The organism is Pseudohalocynthiibacter sp. F2068 (genome assembly GCF_023015645.1).
GTDB classification, from domain to species: domain Bacteria; phylum Pseudomonadota; class Alphaproteobacteria; order Rhodobacterales; family Rhodobacteraceae; genus Pseudohalocynthiibacter; species Pseudohalocynthiibacter aestuariivivens.
The window spans coordinates 1-19,772 of sequence record NZ_JALKAK010000002.1 but is presented as its reverse complement, the minus strand read 5'-3'; the positions used below and the strand labels follow the sequence as shown (position 1 = coordinate 19,772).

At 52.7% G+C, this 19,772-nt stretch carries 33 protein-coding genes; 1 reads left to right on the top strand and 32 read right to left on the bottom strand.

The window, feature by feature from the left end; genetic code table 11:
• Positions 1–31: 31 nt before the first annotated feature.
• The 3 genes from MWU63_RS02425 to MWU63_RS02415 all read right to left on the bottom strand — a co-directional run bounded on the left by MWU63_RS02425 (position 32) and on the right by MWU63_RS02415 (position 2,681).
• Complete coding sequence (locus MWU63_RS02425; RefSeq protein WP_213887234.1) at positions 32–1,345, bottom strand: replication-associated recombination protein A; 1,314 nt, start codon at positions 1,343–1,345, stop codon at positions 32–34.
• A gap of 74 nt (positions 1,346–1,419) precedes the next feature.
• The gene (locus MWU63_RS02420) at positions 1,420–2,007 is read right to left on the bottom strand and encodes an acyl-homoserine-lactone synthase (protein WP_213887233.1); all 588 of its coding nucleotides are present in this window, start codon (positions 2,005–2,007) and stop codon (positions 1,420–1,422) included.
• Between the two features lie 62 nt (positions 2,008–2,069).
• Positions 2,070–2,681, bottom strand: a complete 612-nt coding sequence (locus MWU63_RS02415; protein ID WP_213887232.1) for an autoinducer binding domain-containing protein — start codon at positions 2,679–2,681, stop codon at positions 2,070–2,072.
• Positions 2,682–2,759: 78 nt separating this feature from the next.
• Between MWU63_RS02415 and MWU63_RS02410 the strand changes: the two genes are divergently transcribed.
• Complete coding sequence (locus MWU63_RS02410; protein ID WP_247076862.1) at positions 2,760–2,948, top strand: hypothetical protein; 189 nt, start codon at positions 2,760–2,762, stop codon at positions 2,946–2,948.
• 62 nt (positions 2,949–3,010) lie between these two features.
• Here MWU63_RS02410 and rplQ read toward each other — a convergent pair whose 3' ends face one another.
• The 29 genes from rplQ to tuf form a co-directional block, all read right to left on the bottom strand.
• On the bottom strand, positions 3,011–3,436 hold the full coding sequence (gene rplQ, locus MWU63_RS02405; protein ID WP_213887230.1) for a 50S ribosomal protein L17: 426 nt from the start codon (positions 3,434–3,436) through the stop codon (positions 3,011–3,013).
• A gap of 141 nt (positions 3,437–3,577) precedes the next feature.
• Complete coding sequence (locus MWU63_RS02400) at positions 3,578–4,594, bottom strand: DNA-directed RNA polymerase subunit alpha (RefSeq protein ID WP_213887229.1); 1,017 nt, start codon at positions 4,592–4,594, stop codon at positions 3,578–3,580.
• A gap of 109 nt (positions 4,595–4,703) precedes the next feature.
• On the bottom strand, positions 4,704–5,093 hold the full coding sequence (gene rpsK / locus MWU63_RS02395; RefSeq protein WP_213887228.1) for a 30S ribosomal protein S11: 390 nt from the start codon (positions 5,091–5,093) through the stop codon (positions 4,704–4,706).
• 11 nt (positions 5,094–5,104) lie between these two features.
• A complete protein-coding gene (rpsM, locus tag MWU63_RS02390; RefSeq protein WP_213887227.1) occupies positions 5,105–5,473 on the bottom strand; it encodes a 30S ribosomal protein S13 in 369 nt (122 codons plus the stop codon).
• 219 nt (positions 5,474–5,692) lie between these two features.
• On the bottom strand, positions 5,693–6,334 hold the full coding sequence (locus MWU63_RS02385) for an adenylate kinase (RefSeq protein WP_213887226.1): 642 nt from the start codon (positions 6,332–6,334) through the stop codon (positions 5,693–5,695).
• A complete protein-coding gene (gene secY, locus MWU63_RS02380; RefSeq protein ID WP_213887225.1) occupies positions 6,331–7,686 on the bottom strand; it encodes a preprotein translocase subunit SecY in 1,356 nt (451 codons plus the stop codon). Before secY ends, MWU63_RS02385 begins: the two co-directional genes overlap by 4 nt.
• 106 nt (positions 7,687–7,792) lie before the next feature.
• Positions 7,793–8,278, bottom strand: coding sequence for a 50S ribosomal protein L15 (rplO, locus tag MWU63_RS02375; protein WP_213887224.1), 486 nt, complete (start codon positions 8,276–8,278; stop codon positions 7,793–7,795).
• A gap of 164 nt (positions 8,279–8,442) precedes the next feature.
• Positions 8,443–8,829, bottom strand: coding sequence for an ectoine synthase (locus MWU63_RS02370; protein ID WP_213887223.1), 387 nt, complete (start codon positions 8,827–8,829; stop codon positions 8,443–8,445).
• A 657-nt stretch (positions 8,830–9,486) separates the two neighbouring features.
• The gene (rpmD, locus tag MWU63_RS02365; protein WP_213887222.1) at positions 9,487–9,675 is read right to left on the bottom strand and encodes a 50S ribosomal protein L30; all 189 of its coding nucleotides are present in this window, start codon (positions 9,673–9,675) and stop codon (positions 9,487–9,489) included.
• Positions 9,676–9,686: 11 nt separating this feature from the next.
• Positions 9,687–10,247 carry a 30S ribosomal protein S5 gene (gene rpsE, locus MWU63_RS02360; protein WP_213887221.1) on the bottom strand — a complete coding sequence of 187 codons (561 nt, stop codon included), beginning with the start codon at positions 10,245–10,247 and terminating at the stop codon, positions 9,687–9,689.
• Positions 10,248–10,258: 11 nt separating this feature from the next.
• Entirely contained in the window at positions 10,259–10,618 is a 360-nt protein-coding gene (gene rplR, locus MWU63_RS02355) for a 50S ribosomal protein L18 (RefSeq protein WP_247076854.1), read from the bottom strand.
• 12 nt (positions 10,619–10,630) lie between these two features.
• Positions 10,631–11,167: a 50S ribosomal protein L6 gene (gene rplF / locus MWU63_RS02350; RefSeq protein ID WP_213887219.1), complete on the bottom strand. Its 537-nt coding sequence runs from the start codon at positions 11,165–11,167 to the stop codon at positions 10,631–10,633.
• A gap of 10 nt (positions 11,168–11,177) precedes the next feature.
• Positions 11,178–11,570, bottom strand: a complete 393-nt coding sequence (gene rpsH / locus MWU63_RS02345; protein WP_213887218.1) for a 30S ribosomal protein S8 — start codon at positions 11,568–11,570, stop codon at positions 11,178–11,180.
• Between the two features lie 13 nt (positions 11,571–11,583).
• Positions 11,584–11,889, bottom strand: coding sequence for a 30S ribosomal protein S14 (rpsN, locus tag MWU63_RS02340; protein ID WP_213887217.1), 306 nt, complete (start codon positions 11,887–11,889; stop codon positions 11,584–11,586).
• 20 nt (positions 11,890–11,909) lie between these two features.
• Positions 11,910–12,470, bottom strand: coding sequence for a 50S ribosomal protein L5 (gene rplE, locus MWU63_RS02335; protein ID WP_213887216.1), 561 nt, complete (start codon positions 12,468–12,470; stop codon positions 11,910–11,912).
• On the bottom strand, positions 12,470–12,775 hold the full coding sequence (gene rplX, locus MWU63_RS02330; protein ID WP_213887215.1) for a 50S ribosomal protein L24: 306 nt from the start codon (positions 12,773–12,775) through the stop codon (positions 12,470–12,472). The genes rplE and rplX overlap by 1 nt, the downstream gene beginning before the upstream one ends.
• Before the next feature lies 1 nt (position 12,776).
• Positions 12,777–13,145, bottom strand: a complete 369-nt coding sequence (rplN, locus tag MWU63_RS02325; RefSeq protein ID WP_213887214.1) for a 50S ribosomal protein L14 — start codon at positions 13,143–13,145, stop codon at positions 12,777–12,779.
• A gap of 74 nt (positions 13,146–13,219) precedes the next feature.
• The gene (gene rpsQ / locus MWU63_RS02320) at positions 13,220–13,450 is read right to left on the bottom strand and encodes a 30S ribosomal protein S17 (protein WP_213887213.1); all 231 of its coding nucleotides are present in this window, start codon (positions 13,448–13,450) and stop codon (positions 13,220–13,222) included.
• A gap of 13 nt (positions 13,451–13,463) precedes the next feature.
• Positions 13,464–13,670, bottom strand: coding sequence for a 50S ribosomal protein L29 (gene rpmC, locus MWU63_RS02315; protein ID WP_213887212.1), 207 nt, complete (start codon positions 13,668–13,670; stop codon positions 13,464–13,466).
• Between the two features lie 93 nt (positions 13,671–13,763).
• A complete protein-coding gene (gene rplP / locus MWU63_RS02310) occupies positions 13,764–14,177 on the bottom strand; it encodes a 50S ribosomal protein L16 (RefSeq protein WP_213887211.1) in 414 nt (137 codons plus the stop codon).
• Between the two features lie 12 nt (positions 14,178–14,189).
• A complete protein-coding gene (gene rpsC, locus MWU63_RS02305) occupies positions 14,190–14,891 on the bottom strand; it encodes a 30S ribosomal protein S3 (protein WP_213887210.1) in 702 nt (233 codons plus the stop codon).
• Positions 14,891–15,271: a 50S ribosomal protein L22 gene (gene rplV / locus MWU63_RS02300; protein WP_213887209.1), complete on the bottom strand. Its 381-nt coding sequence runs from the start codon at positions 15,269–15,271 to the stop codon at positions 14,891–14,893. The genes rpsC and rplV overlap by 1 nt, the downstream gene beginning before the upstream one ends.
• A 5-nt stretch (positions 15,272–15,276) precedes the next feature.
• The gene (rpsS, locus tag MWU63_RS02295) at positions 15,277–15,555 is read right to left on the bottom strand and encodes a 30S ribosomal protein S19 (protein ID WP_213887208.1); all 279 of its coding nucleotides are present in this window, start codon (positions 15,553–15,555) and stop codon (positions 15,277–15,279) included.
• Positions 15,556–15,557: 2 nt separating this feature from the next.
• On the bottom strand, positions 15,558–16,400 hold the full coding sequence (gene rplB, locus MWU63_RS02290) for a 50S ribosomal protein L2 (RefSeq protein ID WP_213887207.1): 843 nt from the start codon (positions 16,398–16,400) through the stop codon (positions 15,558–15,560).
• Positions 16,401–16,552: 152 nt separating this feature from the next.
• On the bottom strand, positions 16,553–16,849 hold the full coding sequence (locus MWU63_RS02285) for a 50S ribosomal protein L23 (protein ID WP_213887206.1): 297 nt from the start codon (positions 16,847–16,849) through the stop codon (positions 16,553–16,555).
• Entirely contained in the window at positions 16,846–17,466 is a 621-nt protein-coding gene (rplD, locus tag MWU63_RS02280; RefSeq protein ID WP_213887205.1) for a 50S ribosomal protein L4, read from the bottom strand. Before rplD ends, MWU63_RS02285 begins: the two co-directional genes overlap by 4 nt.
• The gene (gene rplC / locus MWU63_RS02275) at positions 17,463–18,191 is read right to left on the bottom strand and encodes a 50S ribosomal protein L3 (RefSeq protein ID WP_213887204.1); all 729 of its coding nucleotides are present in this window, start codon (positions 18,189–18,191) and stop codon (positions 17,463–17,465) included. Before rplC ends, rplD begins: the two co-directional genes overlap by 4 nt.
• A gap of 14 nt (positions 18,192–18,205) precedes the next feature.
• Positions 18,206–18,514, bottom strand: a complete 309-nt coding sequence (rpsJ, locus tag MWU63_RS02270; RefSeq protein WP_213887746.1) for a 30S ribosomal protein S10 — start codon at positions 18,512–18,514, stop codon at positions 18,206–18,208.
• A gap of 79 nt (positions 18,515–18,593) precedes the next feature.
• Positions 18,594–19,772: elongation factor Tu (tuf, locus tag MWU63_RS02265; RefSeq protein WP_213887190.1), on the bottom strand; the 1,179-nt coding region annotated here is incomplete at its 5' end.

Here is a 19,772-nt window from a genome sequence, read left to right as displayed (position 1 = left end):
GCGCTTCTCATTTCGCGTCACAGAGGCAGAGTCAACCGCCCTGTCGCTTTGAACGTAGTTTTGCAAAGTAATCGAGCCTGCGTTTCAATTCTCTCTCAAAACCACGTTCAACAGGTTGGTAGTAAATGCCACGCTTCATTTCCTCGGGAAAATAGTTCTGCCCTGAAAACCCTGCTTCGGCGTCGTGATCATAGGAGTACCCATCACCATACTTCTGATCCTTCATTAATTTTGTGGGCGCGTTCAGGATATGCTTCGGTGGTGGCTCTGATCCAGTTTCCTTCGCTGCGCGCATTGCTGATTTGTACCCGACATAGGCCGCGTTCGATTTTGGGGCCAATGCCAAGTAAACCACTGCTTGCGCGAGCGCCAGTTCACCTTCAGGGCTTCCAAGCCTTTCGTAGGTTTCCCAGGCATGAAGGCAAATCGTCTGCGCCTGCGGATCAGCAAGGCCAATGTCTTCCACCGCCATGCGTGTCACGCGACGCGCGAGATAGCGTGGGTCTTCTCCCCCCGTCAGCATCCGGGCAAACCAGTAAAGTGCCGCATCAGGATCCGATCCGCGCACAGATTTATGGAGTGCGGAGATAAGATTAAAATGTTCATCACCGCTTTTGTCGTACTTCGTTGCACGCCGCATCAACCGTTTGGCCAGCGTTTCCTTGTTGATCTTACTTTCGGTTTTCCAAGCGGTGACTTGTTCAATCAAATTGAGCAATGCTCGCCCATCGCCATCTGCCATTTCCAGCAAGGCTTCGCGCGCGGGACCATCAAGCGGCAAACCATTGGCCAATTCTTTCTCTGCTCGTTGCGCTAATCTTTCGAGATCACCTAACGATAGACGTTCCAACACCATGACCTGCGCACGCGACAACAGCGCTGCGTTCAGCTCAAAGGAAGGATTTTCGGTAGTTGCGCCTACTAAAAGGATCGTCCCATCTTCCATATAAGGAAGAAACCCATCCTGCTGCGCTTTGTTGAAACGGTGTATTTCGTCAACAAACAGCAAAGTGCCCTGCCCGTTCGTTCGGCGCATCCGCGCAGACTCGAAAACTTTCTTCAGGTCGGGAACACCGGTGAAAATTGCACTGATCTGGACAAAAGCCATTTCCGTTTCATTGGCCAGCAAACGGGCGATCGTTGTTTTGCCAACTCCCGGAGGGCCCCAGAAAATGAGCGAAGACAAGCTACCAGAGGCCAGCATAGTTCCAAGCGGGCCTTGAGGACCCAAAATATGATCTTGTCCAATGACTTCAGATAGCTTTTTTGGTCGCAACCTGTCTGCCAGCGGACGCGGTGCATCTGCCGGGGCTGAGCTTTGAAATGAGTCAAACAGATCTGCCATACGGCAAATCTATGCGCGCTGACAGAAAGTTAAAAGCGAATTGGGCCTCCCGATATTCCGGAAGGCCCGTTTGCTTAGTGCAGCTTCGATGCCAGATCGATCGATACACATTGGTAGTCACCGTCACCAATGAACATCTCCCGACCTGCTGCCGAAGCCTCAAGACCGCACCGGCCAAACCAACGCGGCCAGTTTGCAGCGGTTAGTGCGATAAGCCGGGTTGCCCCAAGTTCACGCGCCGATTTAAGCATCGCCATAACCATATAGGCGTGTACACGACGACGAATCCGCTGAGGCGTGTTGTGCGACACGAATACACGGGTACTTTCCCATGTGTGCGCGTCTATAGGCGCTTCATCATAAAGCAGATCCTGAGGGATCGTATTCAAAAGCCCTCGTTGCGCATCCCGGATCATGTAACTGTAAATCCCGCATTGCGCATTTGTCGGGGTCAGCCGCATACCAGCATAGACTTCGCCAAATTCGTGGATCGCAATCCAACGACTTGCCGGAGTGTCATATTGATCATACTCCATTCCCAATGCTTCAGGCAGGTTCCAGTTTTTCTGCACAATAAAGGATTGCTTTCTTGCGCGAAAAAGGTTCGCAAAAAGTTCCCCGTGGTTATGCATGTTTTCGAAAGATAGTGTTGTGGTTTGCATGGCAGTCTCCAGCTTGGTTGAAATACCCCTAAGCCCTGACAGCAAACAGTGATGACATCCGGTTATAGCAGCCTGTAGTCTTTAGCGCGTTGTATGGCCTCTGCGGTTGTACGAGCGAGCAGTCGCTGACGAGCCGCAGTCAATCTGGCCTTTAGTGCGCTTTCTGAAATATTCAGTTTGGCGGCTGCCGCCGCATGTCGATCGCCTGCCGCTATACACCGCAGGGCCTCGATCTGAGCCTTAGTAAGGCTCTCCGGCGGCTCCGTGATATCGTGAAGCCGACGAATTATGAGCGAAATCTGTTCCATTTCGCTTTCGGTGTATTCCCGGTCCGTACGGGCGAAGCTCGCAATTGTACGCGAGCTGATTTCCCCACAGGACACAGACATACCAAATGTCAAACCAAAGGTTTTTGCTTCTTCAAGAATGCCGAATGGATCTGGAATACCCAGTTCGCTCCATCGGCTTACCCCAACCGTGCTGAATCCCCATGCAATCGTCGGGTCCCGCAGCGCATAACCTTGTTCGGTGTAATGATCCAACCACTGCTGGTTATATGTCTGAAAAGACATCAACGGTGCAGCAAAGCGAATGTGCAGTCCAATAAAGTACCCCGCCGGCGCAATCAGCGACAGTTTATGGAGTTCAAGATCTACACCTAGCTTAGAGGACATGTCTTTTTAGACAAGTTGATCGAAAATTCGTCAACCTTAAATTGAACACGCTGACAAGAATCAAAAGAAAGATGTGTTGTGAACACGATCAATCCCGATTTATTTGCTAAATTGATGACACTTCCGGACAGCGCCAGGCTGGATTTGCTGGAATTTCTTGGTGCGACACCGATCGGGGAGGGCCAATTGAACGATCTCATTGAAAATATCGAATCATCGATTGCTGCAATGCGATCCCCGTTGCAGAATGAACCCAGCTACAGTTGAGCTGGTTCTGAAAACAAAAAACCCCGCCATCTGGCGGGGTTTTTGTTTTACGTCGATCTGAGTTATTCAGCGTCCAGCGCTGCCTCTTCTTCGGCAACGCGTGTTTTATCTGCCGAACCTTTTGCTGCCGGGTCGCGGTCAACAAATTCGATGATTGCCATCGGCGCCATGTCTCCATACCGGAAACCGGCTTTTAAAATACGGACATACCCACCGTTGCGTTCTTTGTAACGAGGGCCAAGCACCTCAAACAATTTCGAAACATAAGCATCCTGCTTCAAACGGCTTGCTGCCTGACGACGCGCGTGCAAGTCACCGCGCTTGCCCAGCGTGATCAGTTTTTCGATGATCGGGCGAAGCTCTTTTGCTTTTGGAACGGTCGTTTTAATTTGTTCATGTTCAATGAGCGATCCCGCCATGTTGGCGAACAGAGCCTTGCGGTGCTCATGGGTGCGGTTCAGGCGGCGATAGCCTCTCGCGTGACGCATTTCTTATCTCCTACTTCTATTTTGCTTTGTCTGGCGGTCGCTGGTCCTGCGCCGCTCTCCTTGGGGCAGTATGCCCATATTTTCCCAGCTATTGCGGGCATTTTCGGGGGCCATTTAAGCGACGACCCCCTTTTAGTCAACTCAGAACTGATCTTCGAATTTCTTTGCCAGGTCTTCGATGTTTTCTGGTGGCCATTCTTCAACGTCCATACCGAGGTGCAAGCCCATACCTGACAACACTTCTTTGATTTCATTCAAAGATTTACGGCCAAAGTTCGGTGTGCGCAGCATTTCAGCTTCGGTTTTCTGGATCAGATCACCGATATAAACGATGTTGTCGTTCTTCAGACAATTCGCAGAGCGAACTGACAGTTCAAGTTCATCCACTTTCTTCAGAAGCAGCGGATTAAACTCTAGACCGTCATCTTCGTCAGCGCGTGTCGCTGACTCGGGCTCATCAAAGTTCACAAAGATCGATAGTTGGTCCTGCAGAATGCGTGCGGCATACGCCACCGCATCGTCAGGCGTGATGGAACCATCGGTTTCCAGCTTCAGTGTCAGCTTGTCATAGTCGAGCACCTGACCTTCGCGGGTCGGCTGCACGTCATAGGATACTTTCTTAACCGGTGAAAAGATCGCATCAATTGGCATGAGGCCAATAGGTGCGTCCTCTGGACGGTTCTTTTCTGCCGAAACATAACCTTTGCCGGTGTTTACCGTCAGTTCCATGAACAGATCCGCACCATCATCGAGGTGACAGATCACATGATCTTTGTTCAGGATTTCAATGCCACTGCTGTCCGAAATATCGCCAGCGGTAACAACCGACGGGCCTTTCGCGGAAATTGAAAGGCGCTTTGGCCCTTCGACTTCCATACGGATCGCAACGCCTTTGAGGTTCAGAACAATGTCGGTTACGTCTTCACGTACACCAGCAACACTCGAAAACTCGTGCAGAACGTTGTCGATCTGAACACTGATGATGGCTCCGCCTTGCAGGCTCGACATTAGGACGCGGCGCAGCGCGTTGCCAAGTGTCAGACCAAAACCGCGTTCCAGCGGTTCGGCGATAACAGTTGCCTGACGTGACGGGTCATTGCCCGGCTTCACATCAAGCTGTGTTGGCTTAATTAATTCGGCCCAATTTTTGTGGATCATGCGTGTCGCCTCCATTCAAGTTTCTGGCTCATGTCCCAAGACAGAAACGCCCGAGGTAAAAAGACGTGTTTGGGCCGCGTGCTCACCACGCAGCCCAAGCAAAGAAATATTAGACGCGGCGCCGTTTTGGTGGGCGGCAGCCGTTGTGTGCAATTGGGGTCACATCACGGATTGACGTGATGTTCAAACCGATCGCAGCCAAAGCGCGCAGTGCAGATTCACGGCCCGAACCCGGCCCCTGAACATTGACCTCAAGGGTCTTAACACCATGATCCTGAGCTTTCCGGCCCGCATCTTCTGCAGCCATCTGAGCTGCATAAGGTGTGGATTTCCGCGACCCTTTAAAGCCGCAAGTCCCGGCTGATGACCAGGCAATCGCGTTGCCCTGGACGTCGGAGATCAGGATTTTAGTATTGTTGAATGAGCTGTTCACATGCGCAACACCAGAGGCAATATTCTTACGCTCTTTTTTCTTAGTACGAGTCTTTTCGCGTGCCATTGATCCGCCCCCTATTTCTTCTTACCAGCAATGGCCCTTGCAGGACCTTTGCGAGTACGAGCGTTGGTGTGGGTGCGCTGGCCGCGAACCGGCAAGTTGCGGCGATGACGCAGACCGCGATAGCAGCCCAGATCCATCAGACGTTTGATGTTGATCTGAACTTCACGGCGCAGGTCGCCTTCAACTTTGTGGTTCGCGTCGATGTGTTCGCGGATCGCCAGAACTTCGGCATCCGAGAGTTCGTTCACCCGGCGTGCGGGGTCGACTCCAACGGCTTCACAGATAGATTTCGCAGATGTGTTACCGATACCGGTAATATAAGTCAGGGCGATCGGGACCCGTTTATGGGTCGGGATGTTTACGCCGGCAATACGTGCCACGTGTTGCTTTCCTTTTTGTTGCGGCTCCGTAATTCCAGAACCTTTTTTCACAACATGGGCCCGAGGCGAAAACCCGCGGGCCACAGCTGAATCTCAAACGGCTGAATCGAATTATCCGAATCCGTGCCGATTCCCTCTTTTGGGATAGTGCCAAATATGGGGTTTTCCCATTCACGTCAAGCGAGAATAGGTACTTTCTACAACTTGCTTGTCAGACCCTTAGGCCAAAGCGTCGCTGATTGATTTTGCCACTTCGTCAATCGCTGCCAAACCATCAACATCTTTAAGCTTGCCTTTAGCGTAGTAGTAGCCAATCAGCGGCGATGTTTTTTTGTAATATTCCATCAGTCGAGTGCGCAAGCTGTCTTCGTTGTCGTCAGCGCGGCGCTTCATATCCTGTGCTCCGCAGTTATCACAGGTTCCCTCGACCGCGGGTATCTTCATCTCGTCATGATAACCTTCGCCACAGTTACCACAGGTGAAACGCCCGGTAATCCGACGCACAAGTTCGTCATCATCCACACGCATTTCAATCACGCATTCCAACGATTGACCAACCTTGTCCAACAATTCTGCAAGCGCATCCGCCTGAGCCAAAGTGCGTGGGAAACCATCAAAGATGAAGCCGCCGCCATTTTCGCCTTTGAGCTTTTCCTCGATCAGACCGATCACAATCTCATCGGTCACAAGTTCGCCCGAATCCATGATCGCGGCGACCTTTTTACCCATATCAGTTCCCGAGGTCTTTGCCTCGCGCAGCATGTCACCTGTAGAGAGCTGAATCATGCCCCTCTCGTCTACCAATTTACGGGCTTGGGTTCCTTTACCAGCGCCCGGTGGGCCGAGAAGGATAATGTTCATTTTCTAGTCGTCCCTTTTTTCCCGCGCTTCTTGCCGCGGAGCTGAGATTTTTCAATCAGCCCTTCATACTGGTGCGCCAGCAGATGCGACTGTACCTGTTGGATCGTATCCATCGTTACGGAAACGACGATCAGAACCGAGGTGCCGCCAAAGTAAAAGGGAATGGCCAATTGTGAACGCAAAATCTCTGGAAGGAGACAAACTGCCGCAAGATAAGCCGAACCCAGAACCAAAAGGCGGGTCACGACAAAGTCCAGATACTCTGCTGTCTTCTTGCCAGGCCGAATCCCCGGAACAAAACCATTCTGATTCTTAAGGTTGTCGGCCACGTCTTCGGTCTTAAACGACACATTGAAGGTGTAAAAGAACGTGAAGAAAACGATCATCGCTGTAAAGAACAGCAGGTAAAGCGGCTGTCCTGGTCCGAAGTAGGCAAGGATCGTCGCCATGATTGGCCCGGTCTGGCTACCCGAGAAGGTCGCGAGTGTCGTTGGCAACAAAAGCAAAGAACTGGCGAAGATGGCAGGAATAACACCTGCAGGGTTCACCTTCACGGGCAGGTGTGACGAACCACCATCGTATACCTTCATACCAACCTGACGGCGCGGATACTGGATGTGGATTTTGCGCAAAGCGCGTTCCATGAACACGACGAATGCAATGACGACCACAACCATGACCAGAACACCAACGATCACCGCTGGTGAAATAGCACCGGAGCGCCCCTGGCTTAGGAATTGCGCAAGCGCGGCTGGAACCTCGGCAATAATACCAACAAAGATGATCAGCGAAATACCGTTACCGATACCCCGTGCGGTAATTTGTTCACCCAGCCACATCAGGAACATCGTGCCCCCGATCAGTGTGATCATGGTAGATGCAATAAATTCGAAACCCGGATTTAGCGCAAGGTCACCCGCCTGAAGACTAACCGCCAGCCCATACCCCTGGAACGTTGCCAAAGCCACGGTACCGTAGCGGGTATATTGGTTGATCTTTTTGCGGCCTTGTTCACCCTCTTTTTTCAGCTGCTCAAGCTTTGGAACCATCGCTGTCAAAAGCTGGATAATGATCGACGCCGAAATATAGGGCATGATGCCGAGTGCGAATATCCCCATCCGGGACAAGGCACCACCCGTAAACATTGACAGGATACCGCCGATACCGCTGGCGGCCTGTTCCATAAATTCGCGAAGCGCGACGCCGTCGATGCCCGGAACCGGAATATAGGTGCCCAGCCGATAAACTATAAGCAAACCGATTGTGAAAAGAATGCGCTGGCGTAGCTCGGTTGCCTTGCCAAAGGCACCCCAGCTCATGTTTGACGCCATTTGCTCTGCCGCAGATGCCATTTATGGGCCTCTCTGTCATTAAAAACGCCGCCAGTCCGGTTTTCCGGAAGGCGGCGCTGGGAAAACTTAAATGTATGTAAGCGGCACAAGCGCCGCTCACAAGCGCTTATTCAGCTGCCGCGTCCGTTGCTGCCGGAGTTGTGACCGTCAGAGAGCCACCGGCCTTAGCCACGGCTTCGACCGCCGACTTGGAGGCGCCGGTCACTGTGAGGTCAACCTTGGCTTTAAATTCGCCTTTGGAGAGAATACGAACGCCATCGAGCTTGCGACGTACAAGACCGCTGTCGACCAGCACATCTTCGGTAATCGCTTTCTTGGCATCGATCTTCTTTTCGTCGATGAATTTTTGCAGCAAACCAAGATTTACGACTGCAAACTTCTTGCGGTTTGGTTTATTGAAGCCACGCTTTGGCAGGCGTTGGTAGAGCGGCATTTGCCCGCCTTCATACCCTTTGATCGCCACACCCGAACGGGATTTCTGACCTTTGATACCACGGCCACCGGTCTTACCAGTGCCGGAACCAGGACCGCGGCCAATACGTTTACGGGATTTCGTTGCACCGGGATTGTCGTGCAGTTCGTTCAGTTTCATTTCGCTTCTCCTATGCCGGAAATGGCCCCTGAAGCGTAAGCGGGCCAAACACGGCTTTTCTTGATTTTGATTCTCGTGGTCAAGAAGACCACCGGGGGCGTATAAACGGGATAATAGCTGCGATCAAGCACTATCCCATCAGATACCGGACCCAACGTCGGTGATTACTCTGACGCAGGATAGCCCCCATCGTCGTCATGTACTTCGTGCCCGGAAAGAGCAGGCGTAAAAACGCATATCAGGCGCATATCTCCCCTGGTCGCACGCAGGATATGCGCATCATGTTTGTCCAACGTGTAAAGTGAGCCCGGGCCCAGAGGGTGTACTTCCCCAGTGGCAACATTGACCACCTCGCCCTCACCTTCGACGCAATAGTTGCTTTCGATATGGTTTTTGTATTGGAGGTGCTGTTCATTCCCCTCCTTCACCACCGTATCGTGCAGTGAGTAACCCAGCCCGTCATCCGCGAGGAGAATACGGCGGCTCTCGAATGCTTCGCCCGTAACATGACGATCGGTGCCAAGGATGGATGTGAGGTTTCTGACGATCATAAGCTGTCTCCTGTTTAACGCAGTAAACCGAAACTAATCATCATTGAGGTCGTATGAAAAGCCTTAGCCGAACACTAAAGGTACTGATTTAAATTGAAGTCTCAGAACACTTCGATCAGACAATGTCTCGCTAACAATTAGTGCGCTATTGGGCGGCTCGAGATGCAATCCCTTTGATTGGATTTGCGGCGGCCCGCCCAATAACACCGGGAGAAACCCAATTCGAAAAGCTCGAACGCTTTGAAATCGCTCTGGGCTAGATCATCAACGATCTTTTTTCGGGTCATATTCATTTAGTGACAGTGATAGGGTCGAGATCCCGCGTGACAACATCGTCCCGGTGGGGATGATTTGCGACACCCGCCGCTGTGCCCAATTTCACTCTCTTCGATTGAAGTACGTGCAGAAGTAGAAGTTGCGGCAAAACTTCCAACTGCGAACGTTGGGCTGCACAGAATTAGAACCAGCACAAGATTTTTCATATTCCCCTCTAAAAAAGATTGCGCGATAAAGGCGATTTAACAAATTATTAACAACTTATAATTGATTCGCTGTTTGTTGGCAAACTTTACGGGCAAGCGCCATTGCTGCTTGCACCAATGCAAAAAACGCCCCCGGTTTCCCGAGGGCGTCTTTCCGTTTTCTATCCGAAAAGGCTCAGCCTTTTTCTTCGATAATCTCAACCATATGCGAAATCTTAGCAACCATGCCGCGTACTGCTGGTGTGTCTTCCAGTTCACGGGTTTTGTGCATCTTGTTAAGGCCAAGACCGATCAGCGTCTGACGCTGTTTGATCGGACGGCGGATCGGAGAGCCGATTTGTTTTACAACGATGGTTTTTGCCATGGGTCTTCTCCTCAGGCTTCCGCTGCGGCTTCGGTTTCAGGCTTGCGAAGAACTTCCGCTACCTTCTTACCGCGGCGCTGCGCTACCATACGTGGGCTCGCTTCGCTTTTCAGCCCGTCGATGGTTGCACGGATCATGTTGTAGGGGTTTTGCGAGCCGATAGACTTCGCAACAACGTCCTGCACACCGAGCATCTCGAATACCGCACGCATCGGACCACCAGCAATGATACCGGTACCTTGTGGTGCGGTCCGCATCACAACTTTACCAGCGCCATGACGGCCTTCGATGTCGTGGTGGAGTGTACGACCTTCGCGCAGTGGAACGCGCACAAGCTGACGCTTGGCTTGTTCTGTCGCTTTGCGGATCGCTTCGGGTACTTCTTTGGCTTTACCTTTACCAAAACCGACGCGGCCCTTTTGGTCGCCAACAACCACCAAAGCAGCAAAGCCAAAACGCTTACCACCTTTAACAGTTTTCGACACACGGTTGATCGCTACGAGACGATCGGCGAATTCCGGTGTTTCATCGCGATCGCGACGTCCACCCCGGGTATTTGGTTCTCTTGCCATCTATCGTCTCCTTAGAACTTCAGTCCGCCTTCACGAGCAGCATCGGCCAGAGCCTTAACTTTCCCATGAAAGAGGAAGCCGCCACGATCAAAGTAGCAGTCTTCAACACCAGCTTTCTTAGCACGCTTCGCTATTGCAGAGCCCACTTTTGTTGCAGCTTCGATGTTGTTCTTGCCAACAATGCCCAGGTCCTTCTCGAGAGAAGAAGCTGACGCGAGTGTTACGCCGTTCACATCATCAATCAGCTGCACGCTGATATTTTTGTTCGAGCGATGAACCGAAAGGCGCAGACGCCCGTTTGCAGTTTTCCGCAGTTTGTTCCGAACGCGCAGGCGGCGCTTCAGAAACAGTGTTCTTTTGCTGTTTGCCATATCCTGGGTCCTTTACTTCTTCTTACCTTCCTTACGGAAGATATATTCGTCTTTGTACTTGATGCCTTTGCCTTTGTAAGGCTCGGGCTTGCGCCATTCACGAATGTCTGCTGCAACCTGACCAACTTTTTGTTCGTCGATGCCCTCAACAATAATGACAGTCTGCTTCGGAGCGGTGACAGTCACATCTGCCGGCACTTCAAAGTTGACTTCATGGCTGAGGCCAAGGCTCAGCTTCAGAACATTGCTGCCCTGCATCTGCGCACGATAACCAACACCGTTGATCTCTAGTTCTTTTGTGAAGCCTTTCGTCACCCCGGTCACCAGATTGGCGATCTGGGTGCGTGACATGCCCCACTGCTGCCGCGCGCGTTTGGAATTTCCACGCGGCGCAATTGTTACATTGTTTTCCTCAACCGTGATGGTGACATCATCAGTTGCGGTGAAGCTCCGGGTACCCTTAGGGCCCTTCACTTCAATCGTCTGACCAGAGACAGATGCAGATACACCCGCTACAAGCTCGACTGGTTTCTTACCGATACGAGACATGCAGACCTCCCTAGAATACGGTGCAGAGCACTTCGCCACCAACATTGGCAGAACGTGCAGATGCATCCGACATCACACCCTTTGGTGTGGAGACGATTGAGACACCCAGACCCTGACGGACCGATGGGATGTCTTTGACGCCCATGTAAACGCGGCGACCAGGGGTCGAAACCCGTTTCAGCTCGCGAATGACAGGAGTGCCGTCGAAATATTTAAGGCTGATTTCAATGGCCGGGTGGCCATTTTTATCAGTCGTGGACTCGTAACCACGAATATAACCTTCGTCAGCCAACACATCCAGAACCCAAGCGCGAAGCTTGGAGGCAGGTGTGCTGACGGTGGACTTACCGCGCATCTGGGAATTCCGGATACGGGTGAGCATATCGCCGATAGGATCGTTCATATCGTTCTCTCCGTTACCAGCTTGATTTCACCATGCCGGGGATCTGGCCCGCAGAGCCAAGTTCCCGCAGCGCGATCCGCGATACCTTCAGCTTACGATAATAAGCGTGAGGGCGGCCCGTCAGCTGACAGCGGTTGTGCAACCGTGTCGCCGAAGAGTTGCGCGGCAATTTAGCCAGCTTCAGGCGCGCTTTGAAACGCTCTTCCATCGGCTTGCTCTCGTCATTCGCGATCACTTTAAGCTCAGCACGCTTGGTGGCATATTTTTCCACCAGCTTCTGACGCTTCTTCTCGCGCTCGATCATGCTTTTCTTAGCCATGTCTTACTTTCCTCCCGCGATCAGCTGTTGAAGGGCATGTTGAAAGCTTTCAACAGCGCCTTAGCTTCCGCGTCGGTTTTCGCGGTTGTGGCAATCACAATATCCATCCCACGGATCTCATCGACTTTGTCGAAATCAATCTCTGGAAAAACGATGTGCTCTTTAAGGCCCATGGCATAGTTGCCACGACCGTCGAAGGATGCTCCTGAAACACCGCGGAAGTCGCGGATACGGGGCATCGCGATGGTGATCAGGCGATCCAGGAATTCATACATCCGTTCGCCACGCAGGGTTACTTTGCACCCCAGCGGCATTTCTTCACGGACGCGGAAACCAGCGATCGACTTTTTAGCCTTGGTGGTGACAGCTTTCTGACCCGCAATAAGGGTCATCTCGTCTTCTGCGAGTTTCACCTTTTTGGTGTCTTTAACAGCGTCACCGATACCCATATTCAACACGATTTTGTCGAGCTTGGGCAGCATCATCGCGTTTTTGTAACCAAATTCTTCCATCAGCGCGGGACAGATCGTTTCTTTGTACAACGCTTTTAGGCGCGGGGTGTAATTTGCTGTATCAAGCATCAGACAGTCTCCCCGTTTGATTTGGCGTAACGGACTTTTTTGCCATCTTCCACGCGGAAGCCAACACGCGTCGCTTTGCCCTTGCTATCAATCAGCGCAAGATTGCTGAGCTGAACAGGCAAGGCTGTCGGCACGCGGCCACCTTGTGACGTTTGGGTCTGGCGTGTGTGGCGAACTGCAAGGTTGATACCATCAACCACAGCTTTTCCGGATTTTGGGTCGATACTGACGATAACGCCCTCTTTACCCTTATCCTTGCCAGCCAGAACAACAACTTTGTCGGCTTTTTTCAATTTAGCGGCCATCTTACAGCACCTCCGGTGCGAGCGAGATGATCTTCATGAAGTTCTTCGCGCGCAACTCACGAACGACTGGCCCAAAGATACGGGTACCAATTGGTTCGTTTGCATTGTTGAGAATAACTGCTGCGTTCCGGTCAAACCGGATCGCGGTGCCGTCGTCACGACGGACTTCTTTAGCGGTACGTACGACAACGGCCTTACGGACATCGCCTTTTTTCACGCGACCGCGTGGGATGGCTTCTTTAACCGAGACGACGATGATGTCGCCAACGGAAGCGTATTTACGCTTGGAACCACCCAGAACCTTGATGCACTGAACACGGCGAGCGCCAGAGTTGTCAGCGACATCCAGATTGGTCTGCATCTGGATCATGTGGTTTCTCCCGACCTGTGGGGACCTTTAAGGTTATTCCCCAGGGTTTCGATAAAACCGAAAGGTCTGGTTGCTTACGCGCCCAGAACCTCCCAGCGTTTGTTTTTCGAGACTGGAGCGCATTCCTGAATGCGGACAATATCGCCAGTCTTGAATTCGTTCTTAGCATCGTGGGCCCGGTATTTCTTGGACCGACGAATAGTTTTCTTAAGCACAGGGTGTGTAAAGCGACGCTCAACGGAAACCGTTACGGTTTGTTCGTTCTGGTCGCTTGTCACGGTGCCTGTAAGAATACGTTTGGGCATTATTCAGGCTCCCTTATTCTTCTGCAGCCGCGGCAGCGGCTTTTTGGTTAAGTACGGTTTTTACACGCGCAGCGTCACGGCGAGCCGCTTTCATCCGCGCAGTATTTTCCATTTGCCCGGTGGCCTGTTGGAACCGAAGGTTAAACGATTCTTTTTTCAGGTTGGCCAACTCCTCACGAAGCTGGTCCGGGGTCTTATCGTGCAATTCTTGGGCGTTCATCGCCTCATCCTTCCATCAGAAGTCACCGAACCCGTCGGCGCTTTTCCAACAAAAACCGAACCCCCGAAACCATCCGGGGGTCCGATAAAAAACTCACCAGTCTTCGCGTACGACAGTGCGGGTCTTAACCGGCAATTTCATCGCAGCCAGACGGAGCGCTTCCCTTGCCACAGATTCGGACACGCCGTCAATCTCAAACATGACTCGTCCGGGTTTTACTTTGGCGGCCCAATAGTCAACAGAGCCCTTACCTTTACCCATCCGAACCTCGGTTGGCTTCGATGTCACAGGGGTGTCTGGGAAAATCCGGATCCAGACCCGGCCCTGACGTTTCATGTGACGTGTCATCGCACGACGCGCGGCTTCAATCTGACGCGCGGTGATGCGCTCAGGTTCAGTCGACTTCAGGCCATAGGTGCCAAAGGTCAGAGTTGATCCGCCCTTTGCTTCACCGTGGATACGGCCTTTGTGCTGTTTGCGAAATTTTGTGCGCTTTGGTTGCAGCATCTTACTATCTCCTTAGCGGCGGGGCCCGCGTGGTGCGGGGCCTTCCTGGAGTTCCTGTTGCTTACGCTCACGGGCGCTTGGGTCGTGCTCCATGATCTCACCTTTGAAGATCCAGACTTTAACCCCGATGATGCCATAGGCAGTCAGCGCTTCTGAAGTGGCGTAGTCGATGTCGGCACGCAGTGTGTGCAGTGGAACGCGTCCTTCGCGGTACCATTCAGTCCGCGCAATCTCGGCACCACCCAAACGGCCAGCAACGTTAACACGAATACCAAGGGAACCCATGCGCATCGCGTTCTGCACTGCGCGTTTCATCGCACGGCGGAAAGAAACACGGCGTTCGAGCTGCTGCGTAATGCTTTCAGCTACGAGCTGTGCATCAAGCTCGGGTTTGCGAACTTCAACAATGTTGAGGTGCAGTTCCGAAGCAGTCAGCGCTGCCAGTTTCTTGCGAAGACCTTCGATGTCCGCGCCTTTTTTACCGATGATCACACCAGGACGTGCGGTGTGAACCGTGACACGGCATTTTTTATGCGGACGTTCGATGATCACACGGCTGATGCCAGCCTGCTTGCAATCGCTTTTGATGAATTCCCGGATTTTCAGGTCTTCAAGCAAAAGATCGCCATAGTCTTTCGTGTCTGCATACCAGCGGCTGTCCCAGGTACGGTTGACCTGGAGGCGCATGCCAATTGGATTAACCTTATGACCCATTATGCTTGCTCCTCAACTTGCCGTACCAGAATGGTCAGCTCGGCGAATGGCTTCAGAATTTTGCCAAACCGGCCACGTGCGCGTGGACGACCACGTTTCATGGTCAGGTTTTTGCCTACATAAGCTTCAGCAACGATGAGTTCATCCACATCCAGGTTGTGGTTGTTCTCTGCGTTTGCGATGGCAGATTGCAGACATTTCTTAACATCAGCGGCGATCCGCTTTTTACTAAAAGTCAGATCAGAAAGCGCTTTGTCCACTTTCTTGCCACGGATCATCGCAGCAACCAGATTCAGCTTTTGCGGTGACGTGCGAAGCATTTTTGATTTTGCAAATGCTTCGTTGTCAGCCACGCGGCGTGCGTTTTTCTCTTTACCCATGGCTCTTACTTCCGCTTCGCTTTTTTGTCAGCAGCATGACCATAGTAAGTCCGGGTGGGTGAGTACTCACCGAACTTCTGACCGATCATGTCTTCAGACACGTTTACGGGGATATGCTTGTGGCCGTTGTAGACACCAAAGGTCAGACCAACAAACTGGGGTAGAATTGTGCTGCGGCGCGACCAGATTTTGATCACTTCGCTGCGGCCGGATTCGCGGCTCTTTTCGGCTTTCTTAAGCACATAAGAGTCGACAAAAGGCCCTTTCCATACAGAACGCGACATAACTACCGGCCCTTTTTCTTAGCGTGACGCGAGCGGATAATCAGCTTGCTGGACGCCTTGTTCTTGTTACGGGTGCGTGCACCCTTGGTAGGCTTGCCCCACGGTGTAACCGGGTGACGACCACCAGATGTCCGGCCTTCACCACCACCATGTGGGTGATCAACCGGGTTCATAACCACGCCCCGAACGGATGGGCGGATACCTTTATGGCGGTTCCGGCCAGCTTTACCGAGGTTCTGGTTAGAGTTATCTGGGTTCGACACGGCACCGACGGTCGCCATGCATTCCTGGCGCACCATGCGAAGCTCGCCCGAAGAAAGACGAATCTGAGCGTAGCCACCATCACGACCGACAAACTGGGCGTAAGTACCGGCTGCACGGGCGATCTGGCCGCCTTTGCCTTCTTTCAACTCAATGTTGTGTACGATCGTACCGATTGGCATTCCCGAAAACGGCATTGCGTTCCCAGGTTTGATATCGGTCTTTGCAGAAGCGATAACCTTGTCCCCAACAGCCAAACGCTGTGGCGCAAGGATATATGCCTGCTCGCCATCTTCATACTTAACCAGCGCGATAAAGGCAGTCCGGTTCGGATCGTATTCAATCCGCTCAACGGTGGCTGCCACATCAAACTTGTTCCGTTTGAAATCAACAATACGATAGAGACGCTTTGCGCCACCACCACGACGACGCATTGTGATCCGTCCGGTATTGTTCCGACCGCCCTTTTTGCTCAGACCCTCAGTGAGAGACTTAACAGGACGACCTTTCCAAAGCTCCGAACGGTCGATCAGCACCAGCCCACGCTGGCCTGGCGTCGTCGGCTTATACGACTTTAGTGCCATGCTTTCTGTCTTCCGTTTAGCTATGCCAGACTCTCTAGCCTGACTGTGTTTAGGCCCCCGAAGGTGCCCGATCTATAGGGCCCCAAAGGTCCCCGTCCTAAAATAGCGTCAGCCCCGGGCGAACCGGGGCTGCGCAGATTCGGTGCTTACTATCAGAGGCCTGTCGAGACGTCGATAGTGTTTCCCTCAACAAGGGTAACATAAGCTTTTTTCACATCTTTCCGTTTGCCGGGCTGACCGCGAAACCGCTTGGTCTTACCTTTGGCAATGGAAGTGTTGACCGCTTTAACCTTTACACCAAACAAAGCTTCAACAGCTTCTTTGATCTGTGGTTTGTTCGCGTCAATCGCCACCTCAAAGACAACAGCGTTGGCTTCAGAAGCCATAGTTGCTTTTTCCGTGATGATCGGCTTGCGGATCACATCGTAATGTTCTGCTTTCGCGCTCATTTCAAACGAGCCTCCAGTGCTTCGACCCCTTCTTTCGTGAGCACAAGCGTGTCACGCTTCAGGATGTCATAAACATTTGCACCCATCGATGGCAGGATATCCAGGCCTTCGATGTTACGAGCGGCGCGAGCGAAATTTTCGTTCACCTCTGCCCCGTCGATAATCAACGCGCGTTTCCAACCCAGTTCCTTGACAGCTTTCGCCAGAACAGAGGTTTTCGCCTCTTTCAGGTTTGTTGTGTCAATCACAACCAGTTCGCCGGCGTTTGCCTTTGCAGACAATGCATGACGTAGGCCCAACTTGCGAAATTTCTTCGTCAAGTCGTGGCCGTGGCTGCGCGGTGTCGGACCTTTGTAGATACCACCCGAGCGGAAGATCGGCGCATTCCGGTCACCGTGACGTGCGCCGCCGGTGCCTTTTTGGCGATAGATCTTCTTGGTCGAATAGCTGGTCTCGGACCGGGTTTTCACCTTATGGGTTCCAGCCTGCGCATTGTTGCGCTGCCAGCGGACCACACGGTGCAGAATGTCAGCGCGTGGGTCCAGACCAAAGATCGCATCATCGAGATCTACGGTGCCGGCTTTGCCTGCGTCGAGAGTGATTACATCCGTTTTCATTCTTCAGCCCCTCCTTCCGGAGCTTCGGCAGGCGCTTCCGCCGGTGCCGCAGCCGATTTCAGAGCCGCTGGAAAAGGAACGCCATCAGGCAATTTCTTTTTCACAGCATCTTTTACTGTGACCCAGCCACCTTTAGAACCCGGAACCGCGCCCTTGATCATGATCAGACCACGGTCGGCGTCGGTGCGTACAACTTCAAGGTTTTGAGTGGTAACACGGACTGCGCCCATATGACCGGCCATTTTCTTGCCCTTGAACACTTTGCCAGGGTCCTGACACTGACCCGTCGAGCCGTGCGAACGGTGCGAAATCGACACACCATGAGACGCCCGAAGACCCGAAAAGTTATGGCGCTTCATTGCACCCTGAAAGCCCTTACCAATTGACGTGCCGGACACGTCAACTTTCTGACCCTCAAGGAAATGCTCGGCCGAGATTTCTTCGCCCACACCGATCAGATTGTCGGGGCTGACGCGAAACTCTGCAACTTTGCGTTTCGGTGCTACATTAGCGGCTGCGAAATGGCCACGCATCGCTTTGGATGTGCGTTTCGCTTTCGCCGTTCCAGCACCAAGCTGAACTGCGGAATAGCCATCTTTATCGGCGGTACGCTGCGCAACCACCTGAAGGCCGTCGAGTTGGAGAACGGTTACAGGAATCTGCTTCCCGTCTTCCATGAAAAGCCGGGTCATGCCGACTTTCTTTGCGATAATACCAGAGCGCATTTCAGTATGGCTCCTTATACCTTGATCTCGACGTCAACACCGGCAGCGAGGTCGAGCTTCATCAGCGCGTCAACGGTTTGCGGTGTCGGGTCGACAATGTCGAGCAGACGTTTGTGCGTCCGGATCTCGAACTGATCGCGGGATTTTTTGTCAACATGAGGACCACGGAGAACCGTGAATTTCTCAATCTTGTTCGGCAGCGGAATCGGCCCACGCACTTGGGCGCCGGTACGCTTGGCAGTATTGACGATTTCCTGTGTGCTGGCATCCAGTACACGGTAGTCAAATGCCTTCAGCCGAATGCGAATGTTTTGGCTTGTCATTTCTGAGCCTTTCGCGGCGTTAGAGTTGATAGGTGGAGCGGGGATCATTCCCCGCCCCACGTCGAACCCGGAGGTCTTATTACTCGATAATTTTGGACACGACACCGGAGCCTACGGTCCGACCGCCTTCGCGGATGGCGAAGCGCAGTTTTTCTTCCATCGCGATCGGGGCGATCAGTTCAACGTTGAACTTCAGGTTGTCGCCCGGCATCACCATCTCGGTGCCTGCCGGAAGCTCAACCGTGCCCGTCACATCCGTCGTACGGAAGTAAAACTGTGGACGGTAGTTCGCAAAGAACGGCGTGTGACGGCCACCTTCTTCCTTGGTCAGAATATAGACCTCGGCTTCGAACTTGGTGTGTGGCTTAACGGAACCTGGCTTACACAGGATCTGACCACGCTCAACACCTTCGCGGTCAATGCCGCGCAGCAGTGCGCCGATGTTGTCGCCGGCTTCGCCACGGTCAAGCAGCTTGCGGAACATTTCAACACCGGTACAGGTGGTTTTCTTCGTGTCACGGATACCAACGATTTCAATCTCGTCGCCCACATTCACGACGCCACGCTCAACACGACCCGTAACAACAGTACCGCGACCAGAGATCGAGAACACATCCTCGATTGGCATCAGAAACGGCTGGTCAATCGCACGTGCAGGCTGTGGGATATACGCGTCAACAGCGGCCATCAGCTCTGCGATTTTCTCGCTGCCGATTTCCGGGTCACGGTCTTCCAGAGCCGCCAGGGCAGAACCCGCGATGATTGGGATATCGTCGCCAGGATAGCCGTACTCGGTCAGAAGTTCGCGGATTTCCATTTCAACCAGCTCGAGAAGCTCTTCATCGTCGACCTGGTCAACTTTGTTCATGAAGACAACCATTGACGGGATGCCAACCTGACGGCCAAGCAGAATGTGCTCGCGGGTCTGTGGCATAGGGCCGTCAGCCGCGTTCACAACCAGAATGGCGCCATCCATCTGCGCCGCACCGGTGATCATGTTCTTCACATAGTCAGCGTGGCCTGGGCAGTCGACGTGGGCGTAGTGACGCGCTTCGGTCTCATACTCAACATGCGCTGTTGAAATGGTGATACCACGGGCCTTCTCTTCAGGCGCGCCGTCAATCTCGTCATACGCTTTGAAATTGTCGCTGAACTGCTTCGTGATCGCAGCCGTAAGCGTCGTCTTGCCGTGGTCAACATGCCCAATCGTGCCGATGTTGCAATGCGGTTTTGTTCGTTCAAACTTTTCCTTAGCCAT

What these genes read in the sequence shown, in the direction of transcription:
- MWU63_RS02425 (WP_213887234.1), bottom strand. Translation starts at nt 1,345, where the DNA reads ATGGCAGATCTGTTTGACTCATTTCAAAGCTCAGCCCCGGCAGATGCA.
- MWU63_RS02420 (WP_213887233.1), bottom strand. Translation starts at nt 2,007, where the DNA reads ATGCAAACCACAACACTATCTTTCGAAAACATGCATAACCACGGGGAA.
- MWU63_RS02415 (WP_213887232.1), bottom strand. Translation starts at nt 2,681, where the DNA reads ATGTCCTCTAAGCTAGGTGTAGATCTTGAACTCCATAAACTGTCGCTG.
- rplQ (WP_213887230.1), bottom strand. Translation starts at nt 3,436, where the DNA reads ATGCGTCACGCGAGAGGCTATCGCCGCCTGAACCGCACCCATGAGCAC.
- MWU63_RS02400 (WP_213887229.1), bottom strand. Translation starts at nt 4,594, where the DNA reads ATGATCCACAAAAATTGGGCCGAATTAATTAAGCCAACACAGCTTGAT.
- rpsK (WP_213887228.1), bottom strand. Translation starts at nt 5,093, where the DNA reads ATGGCACGCGAAAAGACTCGTACTAAGAAAAAAGAGCGTAAGAATATT.
- MWU63_RS02385 (WP_213887226.1), bottom strand. Translation starts at nt 6,334, where the DNA reads ATGAACATTATCCTTCTCGGCCCACCGGGCGCTGGTAAAGGAACCCAA.
- secY (WP_213887225.1), bottom strand. Translation starts at nt 7,686, where the DNA reads ATGGCATCTGCGGCAGAGCAAATGGCGTCAAACATGAGCTGGGGTGCC.
- rplO (WP_213887224.1), bottom strand. Translation starts at nt 8,278, where the DNA reads ATGAAACTGAACGAACTGCACGACAATCCCGGTGCAACGAAATCCCGT.
- MWU63_RS02370 (WP_213887223.1), bottom strand. Translation starts at nt 8,829, where the DNA reads ATGATCGTCAGAAACCTCACATCCATCCTTGGCACCGATCGTCATGTT.
- rpmD (WP_213887222.1), bottom strand. Translation starts at nt 9,675, where the DNA reads ATGGCAAAAACCATCGTTGTAAAACAAATCGGCTCTCCGATCCGCCGT.
- rpsE (WP_213887221.1), bottom strand. Translation starts at nt 10,247, where the DNA reads ATGGCAAGAGAACCAAATACCCGGGGTGGACGTCGCGATCGCGATGAA.
- rplR (WP_247076854.1), bottom strand. Translation starts at nt 10,618, where the DNA reads ATGGCAAACAGCAAAAGAACACTGTTTCTGAAGCGCCGCCTGCGCGTT.
- rplF (WP_213887219.1), bottom strand. Translation starts at nt 11,167, where the DNA reads ATGTCTCGTATCGGTAAGAAACCAGTCGAGCTTGTAGCGGGTGTATCT.
- rpsH (WP_213887218.1), bottom strand. Translation starts at nt 11,570, where the DNA reads ATGAACGATCCTATCGGCGATATGCTCACCCGTATCCGGAATTCCCAG.
- rpsN (WP_213887217.1), bottom strand. Translation starts at nt 11,889, where the DNA reads ATGGCTAAGAAAAGCATGATCGAGCGCGAGAAGAAGCGTCAGAAGCTG.
- rplE (WP_213887216.1), bottom strand. Translation starts at nt 12,470, where the DNA reads ATGCTTGATACAGCAAATTACACCCCGCGCCTAAAAGCGTTGTACAAA.
- rplX (WP_213887215.1), bottom strand. Translation starts at nt 12,775, where the DNA reads ATGGCCGCTAAATTGAAAAAAGCCGACAAAGTTGTTGTTCTGGCTGGC.
- rplN (WP_213887214.1), bottom strand. Translation starts at nt 13,145, where the DNA reads ATGATCCAGATGCAGACCAATCTGGATGTCGCTGACAACTCTGGCGCT.
- rpsQ (WP_213887213.1), bottom strand. Translation starts at nt 13,450, where the DNA reads ATGCCCAAACGTATTCTTACAGGCACCGTGACAAGCGACCAGAACGAA.
- rpmC (WP_213887212.1), bottom strand. Translation starts at nt 13,670, where the DNA reads ATGAACGCCCAAGAATTGCACGATAAGACCCCGGACCAGCTTCGTGAG.
- rplP (WP_213887211.1), bottom strand. Translation starts at nt 14,177, where the DNA reads ATGCTGCAACCAAAGCGCACAAAATTTCGCAAACAGCACAAAGGCCGT.
- rpsC (WP_213887210.1), bottom strand. Translation starts at nt 14,891, where the DNA reads ATGGGTCATAAGGTTAATCCAATTGGCATGCGCCTCCAGGTCAACCGT.
- rplV (WP_213887209.1), bottom strand. Translation starts at nt 15,271, where the DNA reads ATGGGTAAAGAGAAAAACGCACGCCGCGTGGCTGACAACGAAGCATTT.
- rpsS (WP_213887208.1), bottom strand. Translation starts at nt 15,555, where the DNA reads ATGTCGCGTTCTGTATGGAAAGGGCCTTTTGTCGACTCTTATGTGCTT.
- rplB (WP_213887207.1), bottom strand. Translation starts at nt 16,400, where the DNA reads ATGGCACTAAAGTCGTATAAGCCGACGACGCCAGGCCAGCGTGGGCTG.
- MWU63_RS02285 (WP_213887206.1), bottom strand. Translation starts at nt 16,849, where the DNA reads ATGAGCGCGAAAGCAGAACATTACGATGTGATCCGCAAGCCGATCATC.
- rplD (WP_213887205.1), bottom strand. Translation starts at nt 17,466, where the DNA reads ATGAAAACGGATGTAATCACTCTCGACGCAGGCAAAGCCGGCACCGTA.
- rplC (WP_213887204.1), bottom strand. Translation starts at nt 18,191, where the DNA reads ATGCGCTCTGGTATTATCGCAAAGAAAGTCGGCATGACCCGGCTTTTC.
- rpsJ (WP_213887746.1), bottom strand. Translation starts at nt 18,514, where the DNA reads ATGACAAGCCAAAACATTCGCATTCGGCTGAAGGCATTTGACTACCGT.